This window comes from Sphingopyxis sp. KK2 (assembly GCF_001990265.1).
In the GTDB taxonomy this organism is placed as follows: Bacteria; Pseudomonadota; Alphaproteobacteria; order Sphingomonadales; family Sphingomonadaceae; genus Sphingopyxis.
Genome location: NZ_LYVN01000079.1, coordinates 1 through 17,916, shown reverse-complemented (window position 1 = coordinate 17,916; position 17,916 = coordinate 1). Strand labels below are relative to the sequence as shown.

At 67.3% G+C, this 17,916-nt stretch carries 22 protein-coding genes; 8 read left to right on the top strand and 14 right to left on the bottom strand.

The window, feature by feature from the left end; all coding sequences use genetic code 11:
• Nucleotides 1-231: 231 nt before the first annotated feature.
• A complete protein-coding gene (locus B1A78_RS13720; protein WP_077147499.1) occupies nt 232-1,788 on the bottom strand; it encodes a sulfatase-like hydrolase/transferase in 1,557 nt (518 codons plus the stop codon).
• A 151-nt stretch (nt 1,789-1,939) separates the two neighbouring features.
• Here B1A78_RS13720 and B1A78_RS13715 point away from each other — a divergent pair, with 151 nt between their 5' ends.
• Entirely contained in the window at nt 1,940-2,272 is a 333-nt protein-coding gene (locus B1A78_RS13715; RefSeq protein WP_077147498.1) for a hypothetical protein, read from the top strand.
• Entirely contained in the window at nt 2,272-2,625 is a 354-nt protein-coding gene (locus B1A78_RS13710; RefSeq protein WP_077147497.1) for a hypothetical protein, read from the top strand. Before B1A78_RS13715 ends, B1A78_RS13710 begins: the two co-directional genes overlap by 1 nt.
• Nucleotides 2,626-2,723: 98 nt before the next feature.
• On the opposite strand, the gene B1A78_RS13705 is transcribed toward B1A78_RS13710, so the two are convergent.
• On the bottom strand, nt 2,724-2,981 hold the full coding sequence (locus B1A78_RS13705) for a DUF2171 domain-containing protein (RefSeq protein WP_077147496.1): 258 nt from the start codon (nt 2,979-2,981) through the stop codon (nt 2,724-2,726).
• A gap of 149 nt (nt 2,982-3,130) precedes the next feature.
• Between B1A78_RS13705 and B1A78_RS13700 the strand changes: the two genes are divergently transcribed.
• The gene (locus tag B1A78_RS13700) at nt 3,131-3,928 is read left to right on the top strand and encodes a hypothetical protein (RefSeq protein ID WP_077147495.1); all 798 of its coding nucleotides are present in this window, start codon (nt 3,131-3,133) and stop codon (nt 3,926-3,928) included.
• Between the two features lie 4 nt (nt 3,929-3,932).
• Here the strand turns inward: B1A78_RS13700 and B1A78_RS13695 are convergent, their stop codons facing one another.
• The 6 genes from B1A78_RS13695 to mnmA form a co-directional block, all read right to left on the bottom strand.
• Nucleotides 3,933-4,526 carry a thermonuclease family protein gene (locus tag B1A78_RS13695; protein ID WP_256838318.1) on the bottom strand — a complete coding sequence of 198 codons (594 nt, stop codon included), beginning with the start codon at nt 4,524-4,526 and terminating at the stop codon, nt 3,933-3,935.
• Nucleotides 4,527-4,807: 281 nt separating this feature from the next.
• Nucleotides 4,808-5,125, bottom strand: a complete 318-nt coding sequence (locus B1A78_RS13690) for a hypothetical protein (RefSeq protein ID WP_077147494.1) — start codon at nt 5,123-5,125, stop codon at nt 4,808-4,810.
• Nucleotides 5,126-5,179: 54 nt separating this feature from the next.
• Nucleotides 5,180-5,872, bottom strand: coding sequence for a DsbA family oxidoreductase (locus B1A78_RS13685; RefSeq protein ID WP_077147493.1), 693 nt, complete (start codon nt 5,870-5,872; stop codon nt 5,180-5,182).
• A 69-nt stretch (nt 5,873-5,941) separates the two neighbouring features.
• Nucleotides 5,942-6,085 carry a hypothetical protein gene (locus B1A78_RS22705; protein WP_179102050.1) on the bottom strand — a complete coding sequence of 48 codons (144 nt, stop codon included), beginning with the start codon at nt 6,083-6,085 and terminating at the stop codon, nt 5,942-5,944.
• Nucleotides 6,086-6,160: 75 nt separating this feature from the next.
• Nucleotides 6,161-6,577, bottom strand: coding sequence for a hypothetical protein (locus B1A78_RS13680; RefSeq protein ID WP_077147502.1), 417 nt, complete (start codon nt 6,575-6,577; stop codon nt 6,161-6,163).
• A 53-nt stretch (nt 6,578-6,630) separates the two neighbouring features.
• Nucleotides 6,631-7,767: a tRNA 2-thiouridine(34) synthase MnmA gene (gene mnmA / locus B1A78_RS13675; RefSeq protein ID WP_077147501.1), complete on the bottom strand. Its 1,137-nt coding sequence runs from the start codon at nt 7,765-7,767 to the stop codon at nt 6,631-6,633.
• 144 nt (nt 7,768-7,911) lie between these two features.
• Between mnmA and B1A78_RS13670 the strand changes: the two genes are divergently transcribed.
• Both B1A78_RS13670 and B1A78_RS13665 read left to right on the top strand, forming a co-directional pair.
• Nucleotides 7,912-8,292 (top strand): hypothetical protein, encoded by a 381-nt coding sequence (locus tag B1A78_RS13670; protein WP_077147492.1) that lies wholly within the window; start codon nt 7,912-7,914, stop codon nt 8,290-8,292.
• 2 nt (nt 8,293-8,294) lie between these two features.
• Nucleotides 8,295-8,594 carry a DUF1153 domain-containing protein gene (locus B1A78_RS13665; RefSeq protein ID WP_058807881.1) on the top strand — a complete coding sequence of 100 codons (300 nt, stop codon included), beginning with the start codon at nt 8,295-8,297 and terminating at the stop codon, nt 8,592-8,594.
• Nucleotides 8,595-8,649: 55 nt separating this feature from the next.
• On the opposite strand, the gene B1A78_RS13660 is transcribed toward B1A78_RS13665, so the two are convergent.
• Nucleotides 8,650-9,312, bottom strand: coding sequence for a CerR family C-terminal domain-containing protein (locus B1A78_RS13660; RefSeq protein ID WP_256838314.1), 663 nt, complete (start codon nt 9,310-9,312; stop codon nt 8,650-8,652).
• A gap of 98 nt (nt 9,313-9,410) precedes the next feature.
• Between B1A78_RS13660 and B1A78_RS13655 the strand changes: the two genes are divergently transcribed.
• Nucleotides 9,411-10,760 carry an oxygenase MpaB family protein gene (locus B1A78_RS13655; RefSeq protein ID WP_077147491.1) on the top strand — a complete coding sequence of 450 codons (1,350 nt, stop codon included), beginning with the start codon at nt 9,411-9,413 and terminating at the stop codon, nt 10,758-10,760.
• A gap of 99 nt (nt 10,761-10,859) precedes the next feature.
• Nucleotides 10,860-11,129 (top strand): hypothetical protein, encoded by a 270-nt coding sequence (locus B1A78_RS13650; protein ID WP_077147490.1) that lies wholly within the window; start codon nt 10,860-10,862, stop codon nt 11,127-11,129.
• Between the two features lie 328 nt (nt 11,130-11,457).
• Here the strand turns inward: B1A78_RS13650 and B1A78_RS13645 are convergent, their stop codons facing one another.
• Genes B1A78_RS13645 through B1A78_RS13630 form a run of 4 tightly spaced genes read right to left on the bottom strand, consistent with a single transcriptional unit; the run spans nt 11,458 to nt 14,534 of the window.
• Complete coding sequence (locus B1A78_RS13645) at nt 11,458-12,393, bottom strand: aldo/keto reductase (protein ID WP_077147489.1); 936 nt, start codon at nt 12,391-12,393, stop codon at nt 11,458-11,460.
• Nucleotides 12,390-13,466 carry a glycerophosphodiester phosphodiesterase gene (locus B1A78_RS13640; protein ID WP_077147488.1) on the bottom strand — a complete coding sequence of 359 codons (1,077 nt, stop codon included), beginning with the start codon at nt 13,464-13,466 and terminating at the stop codon, nt 12,390-12,392. The genes B1A78_RS13645 and B1A78_RS13640 overlap by 4 nt, the downstream gene beginning before the upstream one ends.
• On the bottom strand, nt 13,463-13,810 hold the full coding sequence (locus tag B1A78_RS13635) for an ArsC family reductase (protein ID WP_077147487.1): 348 nt from the start codon (nt 13,808-13,810) through the stop codon (nt 13,463-13,465). Before B1A78_RS13635 ends, B1A78_RS13640 begins: the two co-directional genes overlap by 4 nt.
• A 46-nt stretch (nt 13,811-13,856) precedes the next feature.
• Entirely contained in the window at nt 13,857-14,534 is a 678-nt protein-coding gene (locus B1A78_RS13630; RefSeq protein WP_077147486.1) for a Crp/Fnr family transcriptional regulator, read from the bottom strand.
• 239 nt (nt 14,535-14,773) lie between these two features.
• Here B1A78_RS13630 and B1A78_RS13625 point away from each other — a divergent pair, with 239 nt between their 5' ends.
• Complete coding sequence (locus tag B1A78_RS13625) at nt 14,774-16,147, top strand: class II 3-deoxy-7-phosphoheptulonate synthase (RefSeq protein ID WP_077147485.1); 1,374 nt, start codon at nt 14,774-14,776, stop codon at nt 16,145-16,147.
• Nucleotides 16,148-16,261: 114 nt separating this feature from the next.
• Here the strand turns inward: B1A78_RS13625 and B1A78_RS13620 are convergent, their stop codons facing one another.
• Nucleotides 16,262-17,767 (bottom strand): M28 family peptidase, encoded by a 1,506-nt coding sequence (locus B1A78_RS13620; protein ID WP_256838307.1) that lies wholly within the window; start codon nt 17,765-17,767, stop codon nt 16,262-16,264.
• Nucleotides 17,768-17,916 lie beyond the last annotated feature (149 nt).

Below are 17,916 nucleotides of genomic sequence, written 5' to 3'. Positions count from 1 at the left end.
ACCCGCCGCACCCGTCACCGGGGGCTGATCGCCGCCTTCATCGCGCGGCTGCGCCGGTCCACCGATTTTCGGGACCGGCGCGGCAACGCGCGGCTGCATTGGCGGTTTATCGACCGATCGCGCGCCGCGGCGTCTGCTGCGATGCGGAGCAACCGAACAGCAACGGCGACCCCCGACAGCGGGGATGTTGCCGTGCATGGGGGAGCCGGGCGCGCCCGGTTCCCCTTTTGCCTATCGCGCCCCCGGAAAGGCGGCACCGGCGCTGACGCCGATCTCGTCGCCGCCTCGCACCGGGACGACATTGCGCCCGAACCAGACATAGCGCGCGGTCGGCGCGTCGAGGTCATGGTCATAGCGCGCCGCGACATCCGCCCGGTCATAGCCCATCCATCCCAGCGTCGCCGGAAAGATCTGGCTCGCCGAGCGGCCGCCCGGCGCACCCCTGGCATAGCGCGCGGCCTCGGCGGCGGGCAGGAAGGCAATCAGCGGCACGCGAAACTCGTCGGCGCCCGGCGCCTGGCTGCAATGCGGCAGCGCGCCCGGCGCCAGGTTCTGGCCATGGTCCGAGGTATAGACGATCGCCGCCGCCTCGCGGTCGACCCCGGCGAGCAGCGCGTCGAAAAATCCGCGCTTCGACCACGCGAGCGCGGTGTCATATTGCACCGCGACCGGCGCATCGCGCGGCAACAGCCCCGGCGGATAATGGTCGCGATACTGGAAGTGGACGCCGCGCAGCACGACCAGCGTGAAGCTCTTCCCCGGCGATTTCATCTGCGCATTCAACGCCTTGGCGATGCTGCGGTCGGTATCGATGCCGCCGACCATCGGGCGGAAATCGTCGATCAGCGCCCTTTCGGGCGGCAGCAGCAGGTTCTGCGGCGCCCCTTCGGTCTGTCCCTCGATCAAGATCGTGCGATAACCCGCGCGCTTCGCATAGCCCCAGATCGACGGCGTCGCGCGTAAATCCGTGTCTTTTCCGACCTTTAGGACATCGACCCCCGACCGCAGCGCGACCTGCGCCGGCGCGCTGCAATGCCCCAGCGCCGCTGCCACCCCGAAGTCGCTACGCGGCACCTTCGCCAACATCGGCGCCACGATCCGCGCAAAAGGATCATAAGCGACGCTCTCGTCGATCAGCCACACGATGTGCCGCGGCGCACCCGCCGGATCGGGCACCAGCGTCACCGCGCTGCGCCGCGGCGGCGGCGCGGCGGTCAGCAGGTCCCAGCCGAAGCCATAGAGGCTGCGCTCCGCGGCTTCGGGCCGCAGTTCGACATGCCGGCAAAGCAGGCTCGGCGCGACGAGCAGCACGGCGAGCAGCGCCGCGATCCACCCGTTCCACGGCACCGTCACCGCGCCCCGGATCGCCCACCGCGCCGCCGCGAACAGCGCCAGCGCCGCGCCCGCCTGCACCCCGATCCACAGGAAGTCGGCGCCGAACTCGCCCGCCGCCGCGCCCGCCTGCCGGGCTTCGGCGATCATCCACGCCAGCGACCCGCCGGTCAGCAGCTCGGGAATGATCTGGCTATAACCGATGTTGACCAGCACCGACGCCCCCGCCAGCGCGAGCAGCACCCCGCCCCAGCGCCGCGGCAGGACGACGAGCGCCGCGAGCAGCACCAACGCCTGCGCCGACAGGAACAGGAAGGCCGCGACCGCGTTGTCGGTGTCGCCCGCCGCAAGGCGATAGGCGACGCCATGCGTCAGCTGGAACCGGTTGGCGACGGCATAGCCCGCCGCGAACAGCAGCAGCCCGGCGATCGGTCGCCAGGCCAGCCGGCCGGCCATATGCCGCCGCTCAAGGTTCGCCCCATTCCCCATGCGTGAGGCAATCTAGGGCAAACTCATTGAAAAATGGCAAAAACATCCACCGTCGCCATGACTGGCCCGCACCGCACCGATGCGATAGGATGGCACGACCTGAAGCGGAGGCGACGCGATGGACGGTGCAACCCAAAGCGAAGAGGCGGGCCGGGGGCTCTACGACGCCGCGGTCGCCCATGCGCGGTCGCGCGGCTTCCGCCTCGGCGACGGCGCCGACGATTATTTCCGCGGCGTGTCCGACGAGGCCGATCGGCAACTCGCCGATGCCGACGACGACAGCGCGATCGATACCGCGGCCGCCAACGCACGCGCGCTGGTCGATGCGATGATCGAAGCCCGGGCGGCGGCTTATGCGCACGATCCCGAGCGGCTGGCCTCCGACATCATCGGCGAAGTCACGCTCGGCCAGGCGCTCGCCCGGCTCTGCCCGATCTGGCCTTTCTGCTGATGGCGTTCGACGATCGCATCGGTGCCGCCTTCGGCGCGGCAAGCGACACGGTGAAGCAATTGCTCGCGCTCGCGACCGCGTCGATCGGCGCCGCGATCGCGCTGTTCGACGATGCCAAGGTCGCAGGCATCGACTTCGGTCCGTCCGACCTCTGGGTCCGCATCGGGCTGTTGCTGCTCGCCTTCAGCGTGCTGTCCGGGCTGATGGCGCTCGGCGCGATCGCGGGGCAACTCGGCAGCGACAAGGTCGACACGCCGAGCAGCTACGCCCCGGCGCTACGCCTTTTCTATGGGCTGCAACTTCTTGGTTACGGCCTAGGCGTGGTCGCGCTCGTCATCCACGCGATCGGCTAGCCTCCAAAACCCGACGAAAACGGCCCACCCCGCGCGGAGCGGGATGGGCCAGTTTTCGTCGCCTCGGCGCCCGATCGCGCCAAGGCCTCTCCTATGTCCTATTCGGCTTCCTCGAACAGGTCGACGGCATTGGCCGCGGTCGCCGACAGGCGAACCGTATCGCCATCGACCGACGCGACCAGCCCGGCGGGCAAATAATGATGCTTGGCGCCCTGGCCGTCTTCGGCCTGCGGGCTGTCGGCCTTGGTCAGCTTGATACGCTCGCCATCGATATGGTCGACCGTGCCGACATGGACGCCGTCGGCGCCGACAACGGTCATATTTTCCTTGATCGCGCTATGGTCATGCTCTGCCATGGGGGGTCTCCTTGACGCTCGCCCGAGGGGGGTCGGGCGAGTCCCGGCGATCATACGCCCGATCGCGCCTTTCGATCCATCGGCTTCGACGATCCGCCCCAAGCCCGCGTTCGTCTTTCATTCAGGCACCCATGGGTTAATCACGGCTTATGCGTATCCTGCTCCCCCTCGCCGCGCTCGCGCTCTTCGCCGCCGCGCCCGCCGCCGCCTGTTCGCCCGCCCCCGGCGCCCGCGTCCCGACCAATATGGAACTCGTCGAGCGCGCCGACCTGATCCTCGTCGGCACGGTGACGGGCGGCACGTCCGATCCGGATGCGGGCAACTGGACCATCGCGGTCGCCCCGGTCACCGCGATCAAGGGCGAACTTCCGCCGGGTCCGCTGACGCTCGACGCGATGGTCGCCCCCGATGCCGAAAGCGCGCTGCTCAGCAACCCTTATGACCTCGCCGCGGCGCATCCGCAGGCGGAGGCGGGCGCGTGCAACCGCTACGCCTTCCCGCTTGGAACGCGCGTCCTCTTCTTCCTGCAAAGCCAAGGCGACGGCTGGGCGCCTGCCGAGGGCCTGTTCTCGCGCTGGGCCGAGGATGTGCTGACCGACGACGCGCCCTGGCTTACGGCGACGAAATTCTATGTCGAGGTCGCGGCCCTGCCCGAAGGCGAGCGCGGAACCGCATTGACCGCGCGCCGCGACGAACTGCGCAAAGACACAGCGAACCCGGTCGCTCAGCTCCTCGCCGACGACATCGACCGCCAACTCGCGGGGCCGAACCCTCCGCTGCGTGACGAGTTGCCCCCACTGCCGGACGACGGCGACGGCGAGCCCGCAGCCCTTGATACGCCGGAAGAGATAGAGGGAGCGGCCGAAGCCGCAGCAGCCGCCGCGCGATGCGCTGCCGCCGCAGAAACCGACCGCCAGATGGCCCGATGCCAAAAGCGCGGCGACTAAAGCCTCAACACCAGGGCCGCCGCTGCCCTTCCCACGGCCGCGCCAGTCCCGCGTCGATCAGCACCGCGCCGACGCTCGCCCCGCCGCGCGTCACGATGCGCAGCTTGCGGCCATAACGGTCGGTATCGCGCCCGGCGCTTTCCAGGCTGAACGCGCCCGCATTCATCCAGTCCTGCAACCGCTGCGTCGCGGCCCTGCCGAGCGCGGCTTCCTCGGCGCAGCGCGCCGGGTGGGTCTCGGGCGTGTCGATGTCGGCGATGCGGTATTTTTCGCCTCCGAACCAGAACGTGTCGCCATCGACGACGCAATTGGTGCCGCCGCCGCTGTGACAGAAGCCGAACCGCGCCGTCAGCCGGTCGGGCGGTACGAGGGTCTCGGCGGTCTCGGCAATCTCCGCTCCCTCGACGATCCCCGACAGCGCACGTGTCGGCAGGTCGTCGAAGCTCCCCGGCGGCAGCTGCAGCGCAGCCAAGGTGCCCAGAAACCCGAGCGCCATGATCGGTGTCACTAAACGGATCGCACCGACGCCGCGCGATCGGGCGGCGTTGCGATAACGCCGTTGGCGGCGATGGGTCGAAAGGAAGTCGGGACCGGCCATGCGCCGACCCTGCCATCACAGGCTTAGCAAAATCCCAACGCGCCCGCTCCGCAATGGCGGCAACCGGCGCCCGACTGAACCGCGACGGCGCCGTTTTGACATTCGTCAAAGCGCACGGACGTGGTTCGCGCGATGCAGCGGCATCACCAGCTGCAAAGGAACAATGCCATGGCCCATCCGCTCTTCCAGACGCCCGTCCTGATCTTCGTCGGCATGATGGCCGCGTTCCTGCTGACGCTCGGTCCGATCGCGCTCGCCGACCTGATCCGCTCGCGCGGCCGTTAGGGGGCGCCGCGCGGCTCGTCGTCCTCGATACCGTCCTCGCCCAGTTCGCCATCCTCGTCGTCGTCGCTGCGCTCGCCGCGATAGGCGCCCATGTCGATCCGGCCCGAGCGTTCCATCTGGTTCATATGGTCGACCAGATCCTGTACGTCGTCGCTGTCGCCGGGTCCCTTGGCCTTGCGGCTCTCGCCGAGCGGCCGCGCCCGCCGGGCCGCCTCGGCGACCGTCTGCGCCTGCGCCTCCTCGTCCTCCTGCTCGCGGTTCACCGCTTCGGGGGCTTCGTCGTCACCGTGGCTGGAAGGCAGGTCGTCGATCATGGCGGGTTCCTTTCGTCGCTGCGCGATCAACGCGCCGCGCCGCCCCGCCGTTCCTCAGGCCGCGTCGGCGAGTATCTTGCGCTCGATCACCCGGATGAACACCTCGGCGTCCTGCGCGCCGGGCACGAGCATTCGCCCGCCGAGGATGAAGGCCGGCACCCCGGTGATATTCTGGTCGGCCCAATAGGCCTCCTCGGTGCGTACCATCTCGCCGAACTCGTCGCCCGCGAGGATCGCCGCGGCGCGCGCCCGGTCGAGCCCGACCGACGCCGCGACATCGGCGAGCACTTGCATGTCGCTGACGTCGCGATTGTCGGTGAAATGCGCCTGAAACAGCGCGAGCTTGAGCGCGGTCTGCACCCCCGTCGCCGCCGCCTGCTCGGGATCCTCGAGCGCGCCGGCCCAGCTCAGCAGCCGGTGCGCATCGAAACTGTTGCGCATCCGAAAGTCCGGCCCGCGATTGAAGGTAAAACCGAGGTCGGCGGCAACCCCCGCCATCTTGCCGCTGTTGGCGCGGCTCTGTTCGGCGCTGATGCCATATTTGCGCATCACATGCGCGGCGGCGTCCTCGCCCTCGGGCGGCATGTCGGGGTTGAGTTCGAAGGGGTGCCATTGCACCCGGAAATCGAGCCGTCCGGCGAAATGCGCCATGACCTGCTCGAACTTCTTCCAACCGATGATGCACCAGGGGCACATGACGTCGGACACGATGTCGACGCTGAGGCGTGGAAGCGGGGCTTGGGTCATGACGGAAACCTTTCCGCCGCCCAGCCTAATCGGCGAGGGGGTGCTGCGCCACCCCCGATAGCCGCGTCCTTAAAAAACGATCCGGCGATCGCTGCCCGAGCGGCGATCCTGCCCCGAACGACGCTCGGGTCCGCTGTAATTGGGGTCCTGCGCCTTGCGGCGATCCTCGGCACGGCGCCCCGGGCCGCTCCGCTCATTCTGCTGCACTTTCATCTGGTCCCTCCAATGCCGTTGACGAAACGCGCCTGGAATATCGCAGAAAAGCCGTGAAAAAAGATTAACGCCGCTTCAACCGGCCGGATCGGTCGCCGCCGATGCCGCCACCGGCCGCGACAATACCCACCAGCTCCCGACCAGCAACAGCACCGACAGCGCCTCGACGATCATCCCCTGGATGATCCCGAAATTGGTCGGATCGCCCATCGCGACCCCGATCAACCGCCCCGTCAGCGCGGTGCCAAAGAGGGCGGCTGGGACGAGCAGCGCCCGCACCCATGTCGGCACCAGCGCGCCGAGCGCCGCCGCGCCCGCCGACACGAGGAAGAAGGAGGAGAGGTCGGCGCGCAGCGTGTTGATCGCGACGCCGCTGATCGTGAAGCCGAAGGTATCGGTATAGGAAGTGGGGTCGATCACCCCGCGCGCGCCGATCATGAAGAAGAAGACCGCCCACAGCAGGACGGCGCCGCGCAAGACCCAGTTGACCATCATCATCTCCCTGTTTGCGCGCCAAACTGCGGCATCGGGGACGAATGTGCAATCTATTCCGCCGCGAACGTCTCTTCGATCCAGCCGCCGCCGAGCACGCGGCTTTCATCGGCGGCGTCATAGAGCACCGCCGCCTGCCCCGGCGCGACGCCATATTCGGGCGCCGCGAAAACCAGCCGCGCGCCCGTCACCCGCGCCGCCACCGGCTTCGCCATGCTGCGCACCTTGGCGAGCACGTCGCGCGCCTCGACATCGGCGAGCCAGTTCGCCTCGCCCAGCCGCGCGCCCGACACCGCGAGCGCGCGCCGCGGCCCGACGACGACTTGCTTCGTCGCCGCATCGAGCCGCACGACATAGAGCGGTTCGGCCTGTCCGCCGATCTCGATCCCGCGCCGCTGCCCGACCGTATAATGGATCAGCCCCTTGTGCGCGCCCAGCACCGTTCCGTCGACATGGACGATCGCGCCCTGGTCGTCGGCCTCGGGGCGCAGCTTCTTCACCAGCGTCGCATAATCGCCATCGGGGACGAAGCAGATGTCCTGGCTGTCGGGCTTGCCCGCGACGCCGAGGCCGAGGTCGCGCGCGATCTCGCGCACCACGCTCTTCTCGAGCCCGCCGAGCGGGAAGCGCAGGAAGTCGAGCTGCTCCTGCGTCGTCGCGAAGAGGAAATAGCTCTGGTCGCGCGCCGGATCGACCGCGCGGTGCAGTTCGGCGCCCGCCGGCCCCATCACGCGGCGAACATAATGGCCGGTCGCGAGGCAGTCGGCGCCCAATTCCCTGGCAAGCTGGAACAGGTCGGTGAACTTCACCCCCATATTGCAGCGCACACAGGGGATCGGCGTCCGCCCGGCGAGATATTCGTCGGCGAACTGGTCGATCACCGTGTCGCGAAAGCGGCTTTCATGGTCATAGACATGATGTGCGAAACCCAGCCGGTCGGCGACCGCGCGCGCGTCGCGAATATCCTGCCCGGCGCAGCAGGCGCCGACGCGCTTCGCCTTGGCACCATGATCGTAAAGCTGGAGCGTCACCCCGATGACTTCGGCCCCCGACCGCGCCGCCAGCGCGGCGACGACGCTCGAATCGACTCCGCCCGACATCGCAACGACGATTCGGCGGTCCTTGAGCGGCTGCGCGAGCTGAAAGTCGGCCTGGGCAAGCCCGGCAGGAGAGGAAATCAGGGTGGCCATGATCGCCGCCATCTAGGGATGATGACGGGAAAATGCCAGCTTTTCCGCGCTCCCTGTCAAGATATTGACGGGGGTTAAGCTTCGCTAACGAGCCATGAAATGGGCATTTACGGGACCTTAGTCGGTCGCGGGTAGACGAGTCGCATGAACCTGACACCGTCCGATCTTCCGCGCCTTGCCGGTGCGACCAGCCTGTCGAAGCCCGGCTTCGACGTGATCCTGGCCGTCTCCGCGACGCGGCAGGCGATGCTGCCGACCGCCAGTCTGCTGCAGGAAGGAGCCGCGCGCGACACCCATGCCGACCTGTCGTCGGCACGCCGCGCGATGCTCTGCGGAACGATGGCGGGTGCATGGGCGTTCGGGCCGCGGCCGGTACGCTTTTTCGACCTGTCGGAAGAAGTGACCGTTCTGCCGGAAACTATGAACAGCCTGTTTACCAGAGGATTTCAGCCGATGTTGAACTCCTCCACGGTAGGCATTGTCGCGTCGGATGCCCCCCTGTCCGACGGCGAAAAAGTGGAATGAACATGATCGAAAATCAGAAAATCCGTCCGGCTCAAGTCATTGGCCCTCTCGGGGAGCCGCTGACGCTCGACTCGCTGCCGCCGGCGAATACGACTCGCTGGGTCGTCCGTCGCAAGGCAGAGGTTGTCGCCGCCGTTAACGGCGGTCTTCTGACCGTCGACGAGGTATGCGAACGCTACAGCCTGACGCTCGAGGAATTTGCGAGCTGGCAGCGCTCGATCGACCGCAGCGGCATGCCGGGCCTGCGTGTCACGCGCATCCAGCACTACCGCGACCTTTACGAGCGCCAGCAGCGCTTCTGATCGCGGGATCGAAAAAAGGGAAAGAGGGCGCCTTCGGGGCGCCCTTTTTTTGCCCTCAAGCCGGCCGCACCATCGCGTCGATCTGGTCGTTCAGGATCGCGACGACGGCATCGAGCTGATCGGGATCGCCGATCGCGCGCGCGACGATGTCGCGGCCCTCGACCAGCCCGGTCAGGCTGGAGATCATCATCACCGCGCGCAGCCGCGCCTCGTCCTCGTCGCATCCGCCGCCACGCACCCGCGCGATCAGCTCGGCGGCCATCGCGATCCCCGGGCGCCACAATTCGGCATAGAGGATCTCGAACGCCGGTCCGGGGCTCGCGATCTCGCGCTGTACGAACAAGGTGCGGTGCGACGCCTCGCCCGCCGACAACAGGAAGTGCGCCAGCGCCGCCATCAGCCGCCGGAGCAGCGCCGCCGCCTCGGCCGGCGTCATGTCCGCCTGGCCCAGCGCGCGCGTCACATCGAGCGCCACATGGCCCACCCCGTCGCGATATCCCGCGACGATCGTCTGCGCGCACGCGAGGTACAGCCCTTCCTTACCCCCAAAATAATAGGTCAGCGCGGGCAAATTGACCTCGGCCCGGTCGGCGATCTGCCGCGTCGTCGCGGCGGCATAGCCGCCCAGCCCGAACTCGACCAACGCCGCGTCCAGGATGCGCGCCCGCGTTTCCTCGCCCTTGCGATAGCCGCTGGGCGCGCGGGCGGTGGAGGGCATGTCACGAGGCATCGGCATTTCCGTCTTGAAAATATATCAGATGATAGATATTTATCGCTTGATAGATTTTGGGGCGAGTGATCGGGAAAGGCAAGAGCATGGCAAGCATGGTTTCGATCGACGATCTGCGGGCGCGCGTTCGTGCACAAAAGGAACTCATCCCGGCGATCTACGGCAATGTCGATTTTTCCGCGGTGCCCGAACGCTTCGCCGACGCCCCCGACGATGCGACCAGCCTGTCGGGCCGCTATGTCGCCGAACGCCCGCGCCTGCTCGCCGACGCCGACCGCCTCGACCATATGCGCGCCTATACGATGATGGGCGACAATGTCGCCGACGCCTATGCGGCGCTGATGCGCGAACATGGCTTTCGCCGCCTCGTCGACATGCTCGTCGAGGCGTGCGACCGCGGGGTGGAAAATGTCGCCGGGGCGCCGCCCGAGCTCGTCGCGTTCATCGCCGACATGGAACGCGTGCCCGACTGGCTCGACATGGCCCTCGTCGAGGAAGGCGCGCGGCTCGACCGCAATTCGGCCGCGCACCTCGGCCCCTTCATCATCCGCGGCGCCTTCATCGCGACCTTCATGAACAAATATGCCGCACTGCCGATGGCGGTCACCAACACGCTGTCGAGCGACACCGCCGCGCGCCGCGTCAAGGAAACCGCGACCTTCTTCACCACCTCGATCCTGCCCGGCGCGCTCGAACGCTTCGGCCCCGGCTTCAAGTCGGCGGCGATGGTGCGGCTGATGCATTCGATGGTGCGCGCCAATGTCATGCGCCGGCCCAAGGACTGGGACGTATCCGTCTTCGGCATCCCGATCCCGCAGGTCGACCAGATGCCCGCCGGCCTGATCGCGATCTTCCTGATGTCGTTCGAGATCGTCGCGAAGGGCCGCAATCATTTCACCCCGTCGGAGCGCGCGCGCGTCGAACTCGCGCGCTATCGCTGCTTCCTGCTCGGCCTGCCCGAGGATCTGCTCGCCGACACGCCGCAGGGGATCGTCGACCTGATGACCGCGCGCGGCGGCACGCTCCGCGCAGGCTATGACGACAGCACCTGCGGCGAATTGCTGCGCGCCACCATGGCCGCCGACCTGCGCCCCGACGCCTCGCTCGGTTCGCGCGTCTACGAGCGGTTCGAACGGAGTTTTTCCAAGCTCTTCTTCGTCCAGAATTTCATGGCGGGCGACCGCGGCAAGGCGGCGGCGATCGGCGTGCCGCTGACGCGCCTCGACGTCGTCCAGGCCGCCGCCGCGGGGCTCTTCGTCTATGGCCGGATCAAGCTCTATGCGCTCGCCAGCCATATTCCGGGGCTCAGCCGCGCCGCCGACCGCTGCCTCGTCGCCAAGCTCAAGGCGCAGCTCGCAAGCTACGGCCACGCCGAATTCACCACCGACGCGTCGCAATATCGCGCCGCGCCGACGCCGCAGCTGGCCACCGGATAGCCCGGAAACCCTAGCCTTTTCCGCTATTTGACATTTTCTTTGCAACTCCCGCGTTCACCCGGCGTTAAGCCCTCAAGTCAACCACGGGAGTCACCGACTATGCGTAAGATCCTCATCACCCTCGCCGCCACCTCGGCCCTCGCGCTCGGCGCGTGCCAGAGCCCGGCCGCCGACAAGGTCGAAGACCAGGCCGAAGCCAAGGCCGACGCGGTCGATGCGCAGGCCGACGCCATGCCCGAAGGCCCGGCAAAGGAAGCGACCGAAGACAAAGCAGACGCCATCGAGGCTGCGGGCGAGGAAAAGGCCAACGCGATGGACGACAATGGCGAGATCGCCCCGTCGGAAGTTCCGGGCGCCGAAAAGAAATAACAGGGCTGCCTCCCCTAAAGGGCAGGGTGAAGGGCGCCGGGTCGATTCCGGCGCCCTTTGTCATGCGCGCAATTTTTTCACCGATCGCCGCACCTTGTGACGTGCGTCACCGCGCTGCGGTCGGGCGACGCCTAGACCGATGCATGTGGACACGGGGGCCAAGCCAGTCCGAACCACGCACCACCCTCCCGTCGTCGCCTTTGCGACCCAGCGGCGGCGGGAGGGACTAGAGTGATTTCGAGTGAAATGGACCATTTCACGACTCGGAAATCACGGAAAAACAAGAATCTAGAGTGCCGGTTTTGCTTCTATCAAAACCGAACGCACTCTAGCGACCGGCGGCGGTCAGCGCCGCGAGCTGGTCGTCGGTCAGCACCACAGCGATGCTCCCCATGATCTCGTCGAGTTGTTCGACGCTGGTCGCGCTCGCGATCGGCGCGGTGACGCCCGGCTGCGCGGCGACCCAGGCGAGCGCGATCTGCGACAGCGTGGCGCCGGTCTCGGCGGCGACGGCGTCCATCGCGGCGAGCATCGCCGGGCCCTTGCCCTCGACATAGGGTTTGACTCGCGGGCCGCGCGCGCTGCGCCCGATGTCGTCGACGCTGCGATATTTGCCCGAGAGGTAACCCGAGGCGAGGCTGAAATAGGTGACGACGCCGATCCCCTCGGCGATGCACAAATCCTGCAGCGCGCCCTGATATTGCCCGCGGTCGAGCAGGTTGAGTTCGGGCTGCATCACGGTGAAGCGCGGCAGTCCCTTGTCGTCGGCGATGCGCAGCGCCTCGGCCAGCCGGGCGGCCGAATAGTTGGACGCGCCGATCGCGCGCACAATCCCCGCATCGCGCAGTTCGGCAAAGGCGCCGAGCACTTCATCGAGCGGCACGTCGGGATCGTCCTTGTGCGCGAAATACAGGTCGATCGTGTCGATGCCGAGCCGATCGAGCGACCCCTGCGCCGCGTCGCGGATGCGGTCGGGCTTGAGCCCGCCCGGCATCATGCCGACCTTGGTCGCGATCGTCACCCGGTCGCGCGCGCCGCTGGCCTGCAGCCAGGCGCCCATCATGCTTTCGGACTCGCCGCCCTTGTGCCCCGGCACCCACGCCGAATAGACGTCGGCGGTGTCGATCATGCCGCCGCCGTTTTCGACGAAGCGGTCGAGCACCGCAAAGCTCGCGTCGCGGCCCGCGGTCATGCCGAAGACATTGCCGCCGAGCATGAAGGGCCGGATCGACAGGCCGCTCGTCCCCAGGGCTCGTTCGGTCATGGCACGCTTCCCTTCTTGACGGTTGCGACGGCCTCGCGCGGATTGTCGCTGAACAGCCCGTCGATGCCCGTCGCGAGATAGGCGTCGATCTCCGCCGCAAGGTCGCCATGCCCCGCCGGGTTCAGCCCGCCCTTGTCGGCGAGCGGCAGGAAATAATTTTCGCGGCGAAAGGTCCAGGGATGGACCTTCAGCCCCGCGGCATGGGCATCGGCGACCAGGCTGGTCGGGTCGCCGAGCGTGCCGATCGTCCCGCGCGGGATGACCATCGCCTTGTTCGGGCCGATGCCGTCGGCATAGGCCGCGATCGCCTTCAGCCCTGCCGGTGTCGCCATCGCCGCATAGCTCGTCTTGCCATCGTCGGCGGGACCGCCCTCGCCGTCCATCAGCTGGATCAGCGGCAGGTCGCTCTTCGCACGGATCGCCTTCAAATTCGCGACCTCGAAGCTCTGGATGAACACCGGCGCACTGCGGCCGCGATAGCCATATTTGTCGAGCATCGTCAGCAGCACCGACTGGTGCGGCAGGCCGATCGACGCGAAATAGCTCGGATGCTTGGTTTCGGGATAGACGCCGACGGGCACCTTGCGCCCCTTGTTCACCGCCGCGAGCAGGTCGAGGATTTCCTCGAAGGTCGGGATTTCATAGCGCCCGTCATAATCGGTGCTGCGCAAGCTCGGCAGCCGCTCCTTCGCGCGCAGCGTCTTGAGTTCGGCGAGGGTGAAATCCTCGGTGAACCAGCCGGTAAACTCCTGCCCGTCAATCGTCTTGGTCGCCTTGCGGTCCGCAAATTCGGGATGGTCGGCGACGTTCGTCGTCTCCGAAATCTCATTCTCGTGCCGCGCGACGAGCACCCCGTCCTTGGTCAGCACGAGGTCGGGTTCGATATAGTCGGCGCCGAGGTCGATCGCGAGCTGATAGGCCGCAAGCGTATGTTCGGGGCGCTCGCCCGATGCGCCGCGATGCGCGATGACGATCGGGGCTCTGCCGTCGAGCGTCGCTTGCTTGGCGGCCATCGGGTCAGCCCCGCACGCCGCGAGCAGCATCGCCGGCAGGACCGCCCAGCGCCGGATCATGCAAAGCGCGTCTGCCAGTCGGCGGCCGAAAAGCCGACGCTCACCGCGTCCCCGGCCTCGACGACCGGGCGCTTGATCATCGCCGGCTGGTCGAGCATCAGCGCCTTGGCCTTGCCCGCGTCGAGCCCCGCCTTGTCGGCATCGGGCAGCTTGCGAAAGGTCGTCCCCGCCTTGTTGAGCAATCTCTCCCAGCCGATCGCATCGATCCAGCCTTGCAGCTTCGCGGGGTCGAGCCCGTCCTTGCGAAAATCGTGGAAGCGGTAGGCGATCCCCGCCGCATCGAGCCAGGTCCGCGCCTTTTTCACCGTGTCGCAATTGGGAATTCCGTATAAAGTCAGTGCCATATAAATCCCATGCTAGAAGCTGCCGGTGACAATAATGCGGCAGACCCTAAGCGATGGGCGGCAGGTCGGCAATGCGGGCGTTGGCGTTCGCCAATTTGCCGCGCAGCGCGCGCGCAAAGCCCTCGTGCAGCGCCGCGGCGATGGCGGGATTGGCGGCAAGATAGGCGCGCAGCGCATGCGCCGGGATGAACCACATCCGCGCATTGCTCGCTAGCAGCACGGTGCCGGTCGCATGGCTGCCGTCGAGCACCGTCGCCTCGCCGATCAGCGCGCCGCCCGACACGGTGCCGACGTCGCTGCCTTCGCGCCGGATCGTCGCGACCCCGTCGGCGAGATAGAAGAGGCTGGGCGCCGCCTGGTCCTCGCGGATCAGCACCTCGCCGCGCCGCGCCGAAATCCAGTGCCCCTGATCGATCAGCCGGCGCGCGGCGCCCGCGCCGAGCCCCTCGAAATGCAGGCGGCGCAGTTCCTGTTCCTCGGCCGAGAAGGTCACTTTCGCATCGCCGACCAGATTGCGCCCGACCTGCCCCAGGTTGACGGCGAGGATCAGCCCGACGAGCAGCGCATAGCCGGCACCGGGCGCATGGAACAGCGCGAGCGGAAGGCCAATCAGCGCGGCGAGGGCAAGCCCGATCCGGACATGCGACAGGTCGAGCGCGAAGCTGGTCGCGAGGACCAGCAACAGCGCGCCATAACCGAACCAGGCGGGGTCGAAACTCGCCATATACTTCTTTTCAACAGATGGCCCCTCACTTGGGCCACTAAGTGTAGAAGGTTACGGATTGCCGAACGGACAGGCGCCCACCCCGACGCGTCGCGCAAAATCCATAGGAAACTATCAGTTTTTTGCGGCAAAGAAAAGCATAGGTGCGCAAAAGCCGCGCCGATGCTAATTTCCTTGCCCTTGCCTATGGGGCCTGTTCGCGCCATGGCGGCGCGCGATTCGGATTTTGGATTTTGGTTATGACACAGCAATGGCAACCCAGCAGCTGGCGCTCGCACGAAGCCCGCCAGCTTCCCACCTATTCGGACGAGGTCGCCCTCGCCGCCGCCGAGCGCGAGCTGTCGAACTATCCGCCGCTGGTCTTTGCCGGCGAAGCGCGCCAACTCACCAGCGAGCTCGCCAGCGTCGCGGAGGGCAAGGCCTTCCTGCTCCAGGGCGGCGACTGCGCCGAAAGCTTTGCCGAATTTCATCCGAACAACATCCGCGACACCTTCCGCGTGCTGCTCCAGATGGCGGTCGTCTTGACCTTCGCCTCGAAAATGCCGGTGGTGAAGCTCGGCCGCATGGCGGGCCAGTTCGCCAAGCCGCGCTCGGCCGACATGGAAGATGTGGATGGCGTCGAACTGCCGAGCTATCGCGGCGACATCATCAACGATATCGCGTTCGAGGCCGAGGGCCGCGCGCCCGACCCGCAGCGCATGATCAAGGCCTACAACCAGTCGGCGGCGACGCTGAACCTGCTGCGCGCCTTCGCCGGCGGCGGCTATGCCAATCTGCGCCAGGTCAATGCCTGGACGCACGACTTCATGGACCGCAGCCCCTGGGCCAAGAAATATCAGGAGACCGCGGCGCGCATTTCCGAAGCGCTCGCCTTCATGGAAGCGTGCGGCGTGACGCCCGAAACGGTGCCGCAGATCAAGGGCACCAGCTTCTACACCAGCCATGAGGCGCTGCTGCTCCCCTATGAGCAGGCGCTGACCCGGCAGGACAGCCTGACCGGCGGATGGTACGACACCTCGGGCCATATGCTGTGGGTCGGCGACCGCACCCGCTTCGAAGGCTCGGCGCATATCGAATATCTGCGCGGCATCGGCAATCCGGTCGGCATGAAATGCGGCCCCAGCCTCGAGCCCGACGCGCTGCTGCGCCTGCTCGACACGCTGAACCCCAATCATGTCGCGGGGCGCATGACGCTGATCACGCGCTATGGCCATGACAAGATCGAGGCGCATCTGCCCAAGCTGGTGCGCGCCGTAAAGGAATCGGGCCACCCCGTCGTCTGGTCGTGCGACCCGATGCACGGCAATGTCATCAAGACGCCCAACGGGTACAAGACGCGCCCGTTCGAGCGCATCCTCGCCGAAGTGCGCGGCTTCTTTGCCGTCCACCGCGCCGAGGGCACGCATGGCGGCGGCATCCATATCGAGATGACCGGCCAGAATGTCACCGAATGCACCGGCGGCGCGATGGACGTGACCCAGATGGATCTCGCCGACCGCTATCACACCCACTGCGACCCGCGCCTCAACGCCGGGCAGTCGCTGGAGCTTGCCTTCCTGCTAGCTGAAATGCTCAATCAGGAAATGGCCGACCGGGCGAAGCAGGCGGCTTAAGCGGTCTTATCACCTCGTCATTGCGAGGAGCGAAGCGACGCGGCAATCCAGAGGTGCGTAAACCGCTCTGGATTGCTTCGCTTCGCTCGCAATGACGAAGCTTCTAAGTCGGCCTTATTTCTCCGTACCGCTCCACGCCTTCGTATCGGCAAACACGCGGCCGAGCGCGACATGCAGGTCGGCATCCTCCGCCGCGCCGCCGAGCGGGATCGCATCGCTGAAATTGTCGGCGGCCTGATGATAATCGCTGCCGAGGAATTTCTCGAGCAAGGGCATGTCGGAGAAACTGCCCCCGACCATCAGCGACGGCACGCCCTTGGCGCCGAGCGCCCAGCCGTCCTGCCGCTGGACGAAGGCATCGGCCTCGCCATCCTCGTCGAGCTTGCGGCCGAGGTCGGTCGACACCTTGCGCACCACCGCATCATAGGCGGGCCGGCCGCGCCCGATCGTCGCGACCGGGGTGCCGCGCGGCGAAATGGCGATGGTGTCGATGTTGAGCGCAACGGTGATGTCGGTCAGCGGCACGACCGGATGGTCGGCGAAATAATAAGCGCCGAGCAGGCCCTTTTCCTCGGCGGTCGTCGCCATGAAATAAATGTCGCGGTCGGGGCGCGGCCCGCTCGCGAGCCGCTTGGCGACCTCGGTCAGCACCGCGATGCCGCTCGCATTGTCGACCGCGCCGTTGCAGATCCGGTCGGCGTCGCCTTCCTTGCCGCAAATGCCCAGATGGTCCCAATGGCCAAGGAACAGCACCGCCTTGCCGTCGGGCCTGGCGCCCGGCAGCTTGGCGATGACATTGTGGCTGGCATAGGGGCGCACGTCGGTTTCGGCGCCGAGGTCGGCGGTGACCGCCAGGTCGGTGCCGCGATAATCGGGCGACTTCGCCGATTCGAGCGCGGCGACCGCGGGCTTGCCGACCTTGGTCAACAGCGCCTGCAGCGCGGGCGCCGCGATAAAGCCGGTCGCGGCCGCGCCGGGCTTGGCACTCGCCAGCTTGGTCGTCTGCGATCCGAAGGAGCCTTGCACCGCCGCCCACGGCAGCGCGTCGCTCGCGACGACGAGCACCGCGGTCGCGCCGGCATCGGCGAGCATCTGGCGCCGGTCGCGATAGCGCGGCATTTTTTCGCCGAACGGCACCGCGTCGGACAGCAGGATGGCGACCTTGCCCTTCACGTCGGCCGCCACCTTGCCCGATGCATCGACGCCATAACCGACGAAGATCACGGGGACGTCGGCCAAGGCCAGCGACGCGTCGCGGCCGGTCAGGACGATGCTGTCGTCGCGCAGCGCAAAGGCGCGGCCGCGAACCTTGAACTTGACGCTGCCCGACACGCCGGCGCTTTCGACCAAAGGCACCGGCTGCAGCCAGGGCGTGTCGCTGCCAGCGACGGGTTGCAGCCCGATTTTCGCCCATTCGCCGACGATATAGGCGATCGTCCGCTCCTCGCCCTCGGTCCCCGGCGCGCGGCCCTCGAAGGCATCGCTCGCGAGCACGCGCATATGCGCGGCAAGGTCGGCTTCGGTGATCGGGGCATCGACGGGTTTGGCCTGTGCGGCGGAAGCGGAGGCGGCGACCAGGGCGACGGCCGCAATCGCGGCGCGAAATTTTATTGCGTGCATGGCGGCGCGGCATGGCATGTCCGCGCCAGACCGGCAAGGCGCGTTTGTCGAACAAGGGCGGGCGTTGGTCTAGTCGGGGTGATCACGGGCGGCTTTGGGGTGGGAAGCGGACGTTGATCTCCCCTCCCGCTTGCGGGAGGGGTCGGGGG

Excerpts from the sequence above, each read along its gene's own strand:
- B1A78_RS13685 (WP_077147493.1), bottom strand. The coding sequence starts at position 5,872 with ATGACCCAAGCCCCGCTTCCACGCCTCAGCGTCGACATCGTGTCCGAC.
- B1A78_RS13695 (WP_256838318.1), bottom strand. The coding sequence starts at position 4,526 with ATGGCCGGTCCCGACTTCCTTTCGACCCATCGCCGCCAACGGCGTTAT.
- mnmA (WP_077147501.1), bottom strand. The coding sequence starts at position 7,767 with ATGGCCACCCTGATTTCCTCTCCTGCCGGGCTTGCCCAGGCCGACTTT.
- B1A78_RS13650 (WP_077147490.1), top strand. The coding sequence starts at position 10,860 with ATGCGTAAGATCCTCATCACCCTCGCCGCCACCTCGGCCCTCGCGCTC.
- B1A78_RS13630 (WP_077147486.1), bottom strand. The coding sequence starts at position 14,534 with ATGGCGAGTTTCGACCCCGCCTGGTTCGGTTATGGCGCGCTGTTGCTG.
- B1A78_RS13705 (WP_077147496.1), bottom strand. The coding sequence starts at position 2,981 with ATGGCAGAGCATGACCATAGCGCGATCAAGGAAAATATGACCGTTGTC.
- B1A78_RS13680 (WP_077147502.1), bottom strand. The coding sequence starts at position 6,577 with ATGGTCAACTGGGTCTTGCGCGGCGCCGTCCTGCTGTGGGCGGTCTTC.
- B1A78_RS13645 (WP_077147489.1), bottom strand. The coding sequence starts at position 12,393 with ATGACCGAACGAGCCCTGGGGACGAGCGGCCTGTCGATCCGGCCCTTC.
- B1A78_RS13720 (WP_077147499.1), bottom strand. The coding sequence starts at position 1,788 with ATGGCCGGCCGGCTGGCCTGGCGACCGATCGCCGGGCTGCTGCTGTTC.
- B1A78_RS13660 (WP_256838314.1), bottom strand. The coding sequence starts at position 9,312 with ATGCCCTCCACCGCCCGCGCGCCCAGCGGCTATCGCAAGGGCGAGGAA.
- B1A78_RS13640 (WP_077147488.1), bottom strand. The coding sequence starts at position 13,466 with ATGATCCGGCGCTGGGCGGTCCTGCCGGCGATGCTGCTCGCGGCGTGC.
- B1A78_RS13635 (WP_077147487.1), bottom strand. The coding sequence starts at position 13,810 with ATGGCACTGACTTTATACGGAATTCCCAATTGCGACACGGTGAAAAAG.
- B1A78_RS13690 (WP_077147494.1), bottom strand. The coding sequence starts at position 5,125 with ATGATCGACGACCTGCCTTCCAGCCACGGTGACGACGAAGCCCCCGAA.
- B1A78_RS13655 (WP_077147491.1), top strand. The coding sequence starts at position 9,411 with ATGGCAAGCATGGTTTCGATCGACGATCTGCGGGCGCGCGTTCGTGCA.
- B1A78_RS13670 (WP_077147492.1), top strand. The coding sequence starts at position 7,912 with ATGAACCTGACACCGTCCGATCTTCCGCGCCTTGCCGGTGCGACCAGC.
- B1A78_RS13715 (WP_077147498.1), top strand. The coding sequence starts at position 1,940 with ATGGACGGTGCAACCCAAAGCGAAGAGGCGGGCCGGGGGCTCTACGAC.
- B1A78_RS13665 (WP_058807881.1), top strand. The coding sequence starts at position 8,295 with ATGATCGAAAATCAGAAAATCCGTCCGGCTCAAGTCATTGGCCCTCTC.
- B1A78_RS13625 (WP_077147485.1), top strand. The coding sequence starts at position 14,774 with ATGACACAGCAATGGCAACCCAGCAGCTGGCGCTCGCACGAAGCCCGC.
- B1A78_RS13620 (WP_256838307.1), bottom strand. The coding sequence starts at position 17,767 with ATGCACGCAATAAAATTTCGCGCCGCGATTGCGGCCGTCGCCCTGGTC.
- B1A78_RS13710 (WP_077147497.1), top strand. The coding sequence starts at position 2,272 with ATGGCGTTCGACGATCGCATCGGTGCCGCCTTCGGCGCGGCAAGCGAC.
- B1A78_RS13700 (WP_077147495.1), top strand. The coding sequence starts at position 3,131 with ATGCGTATCCTGCTCCCCCTCGCCGCGCTCGCGCTCTTCGCCGCCGCG.
- B1A78_RS22705 (WP_179102050.1), bottom strand. The coding sequence starts at position 6,085 with ATGAAAGTGCAGCAGAATGAGCGGAGCGGCCCGGGGCGCCGTGCCGAG.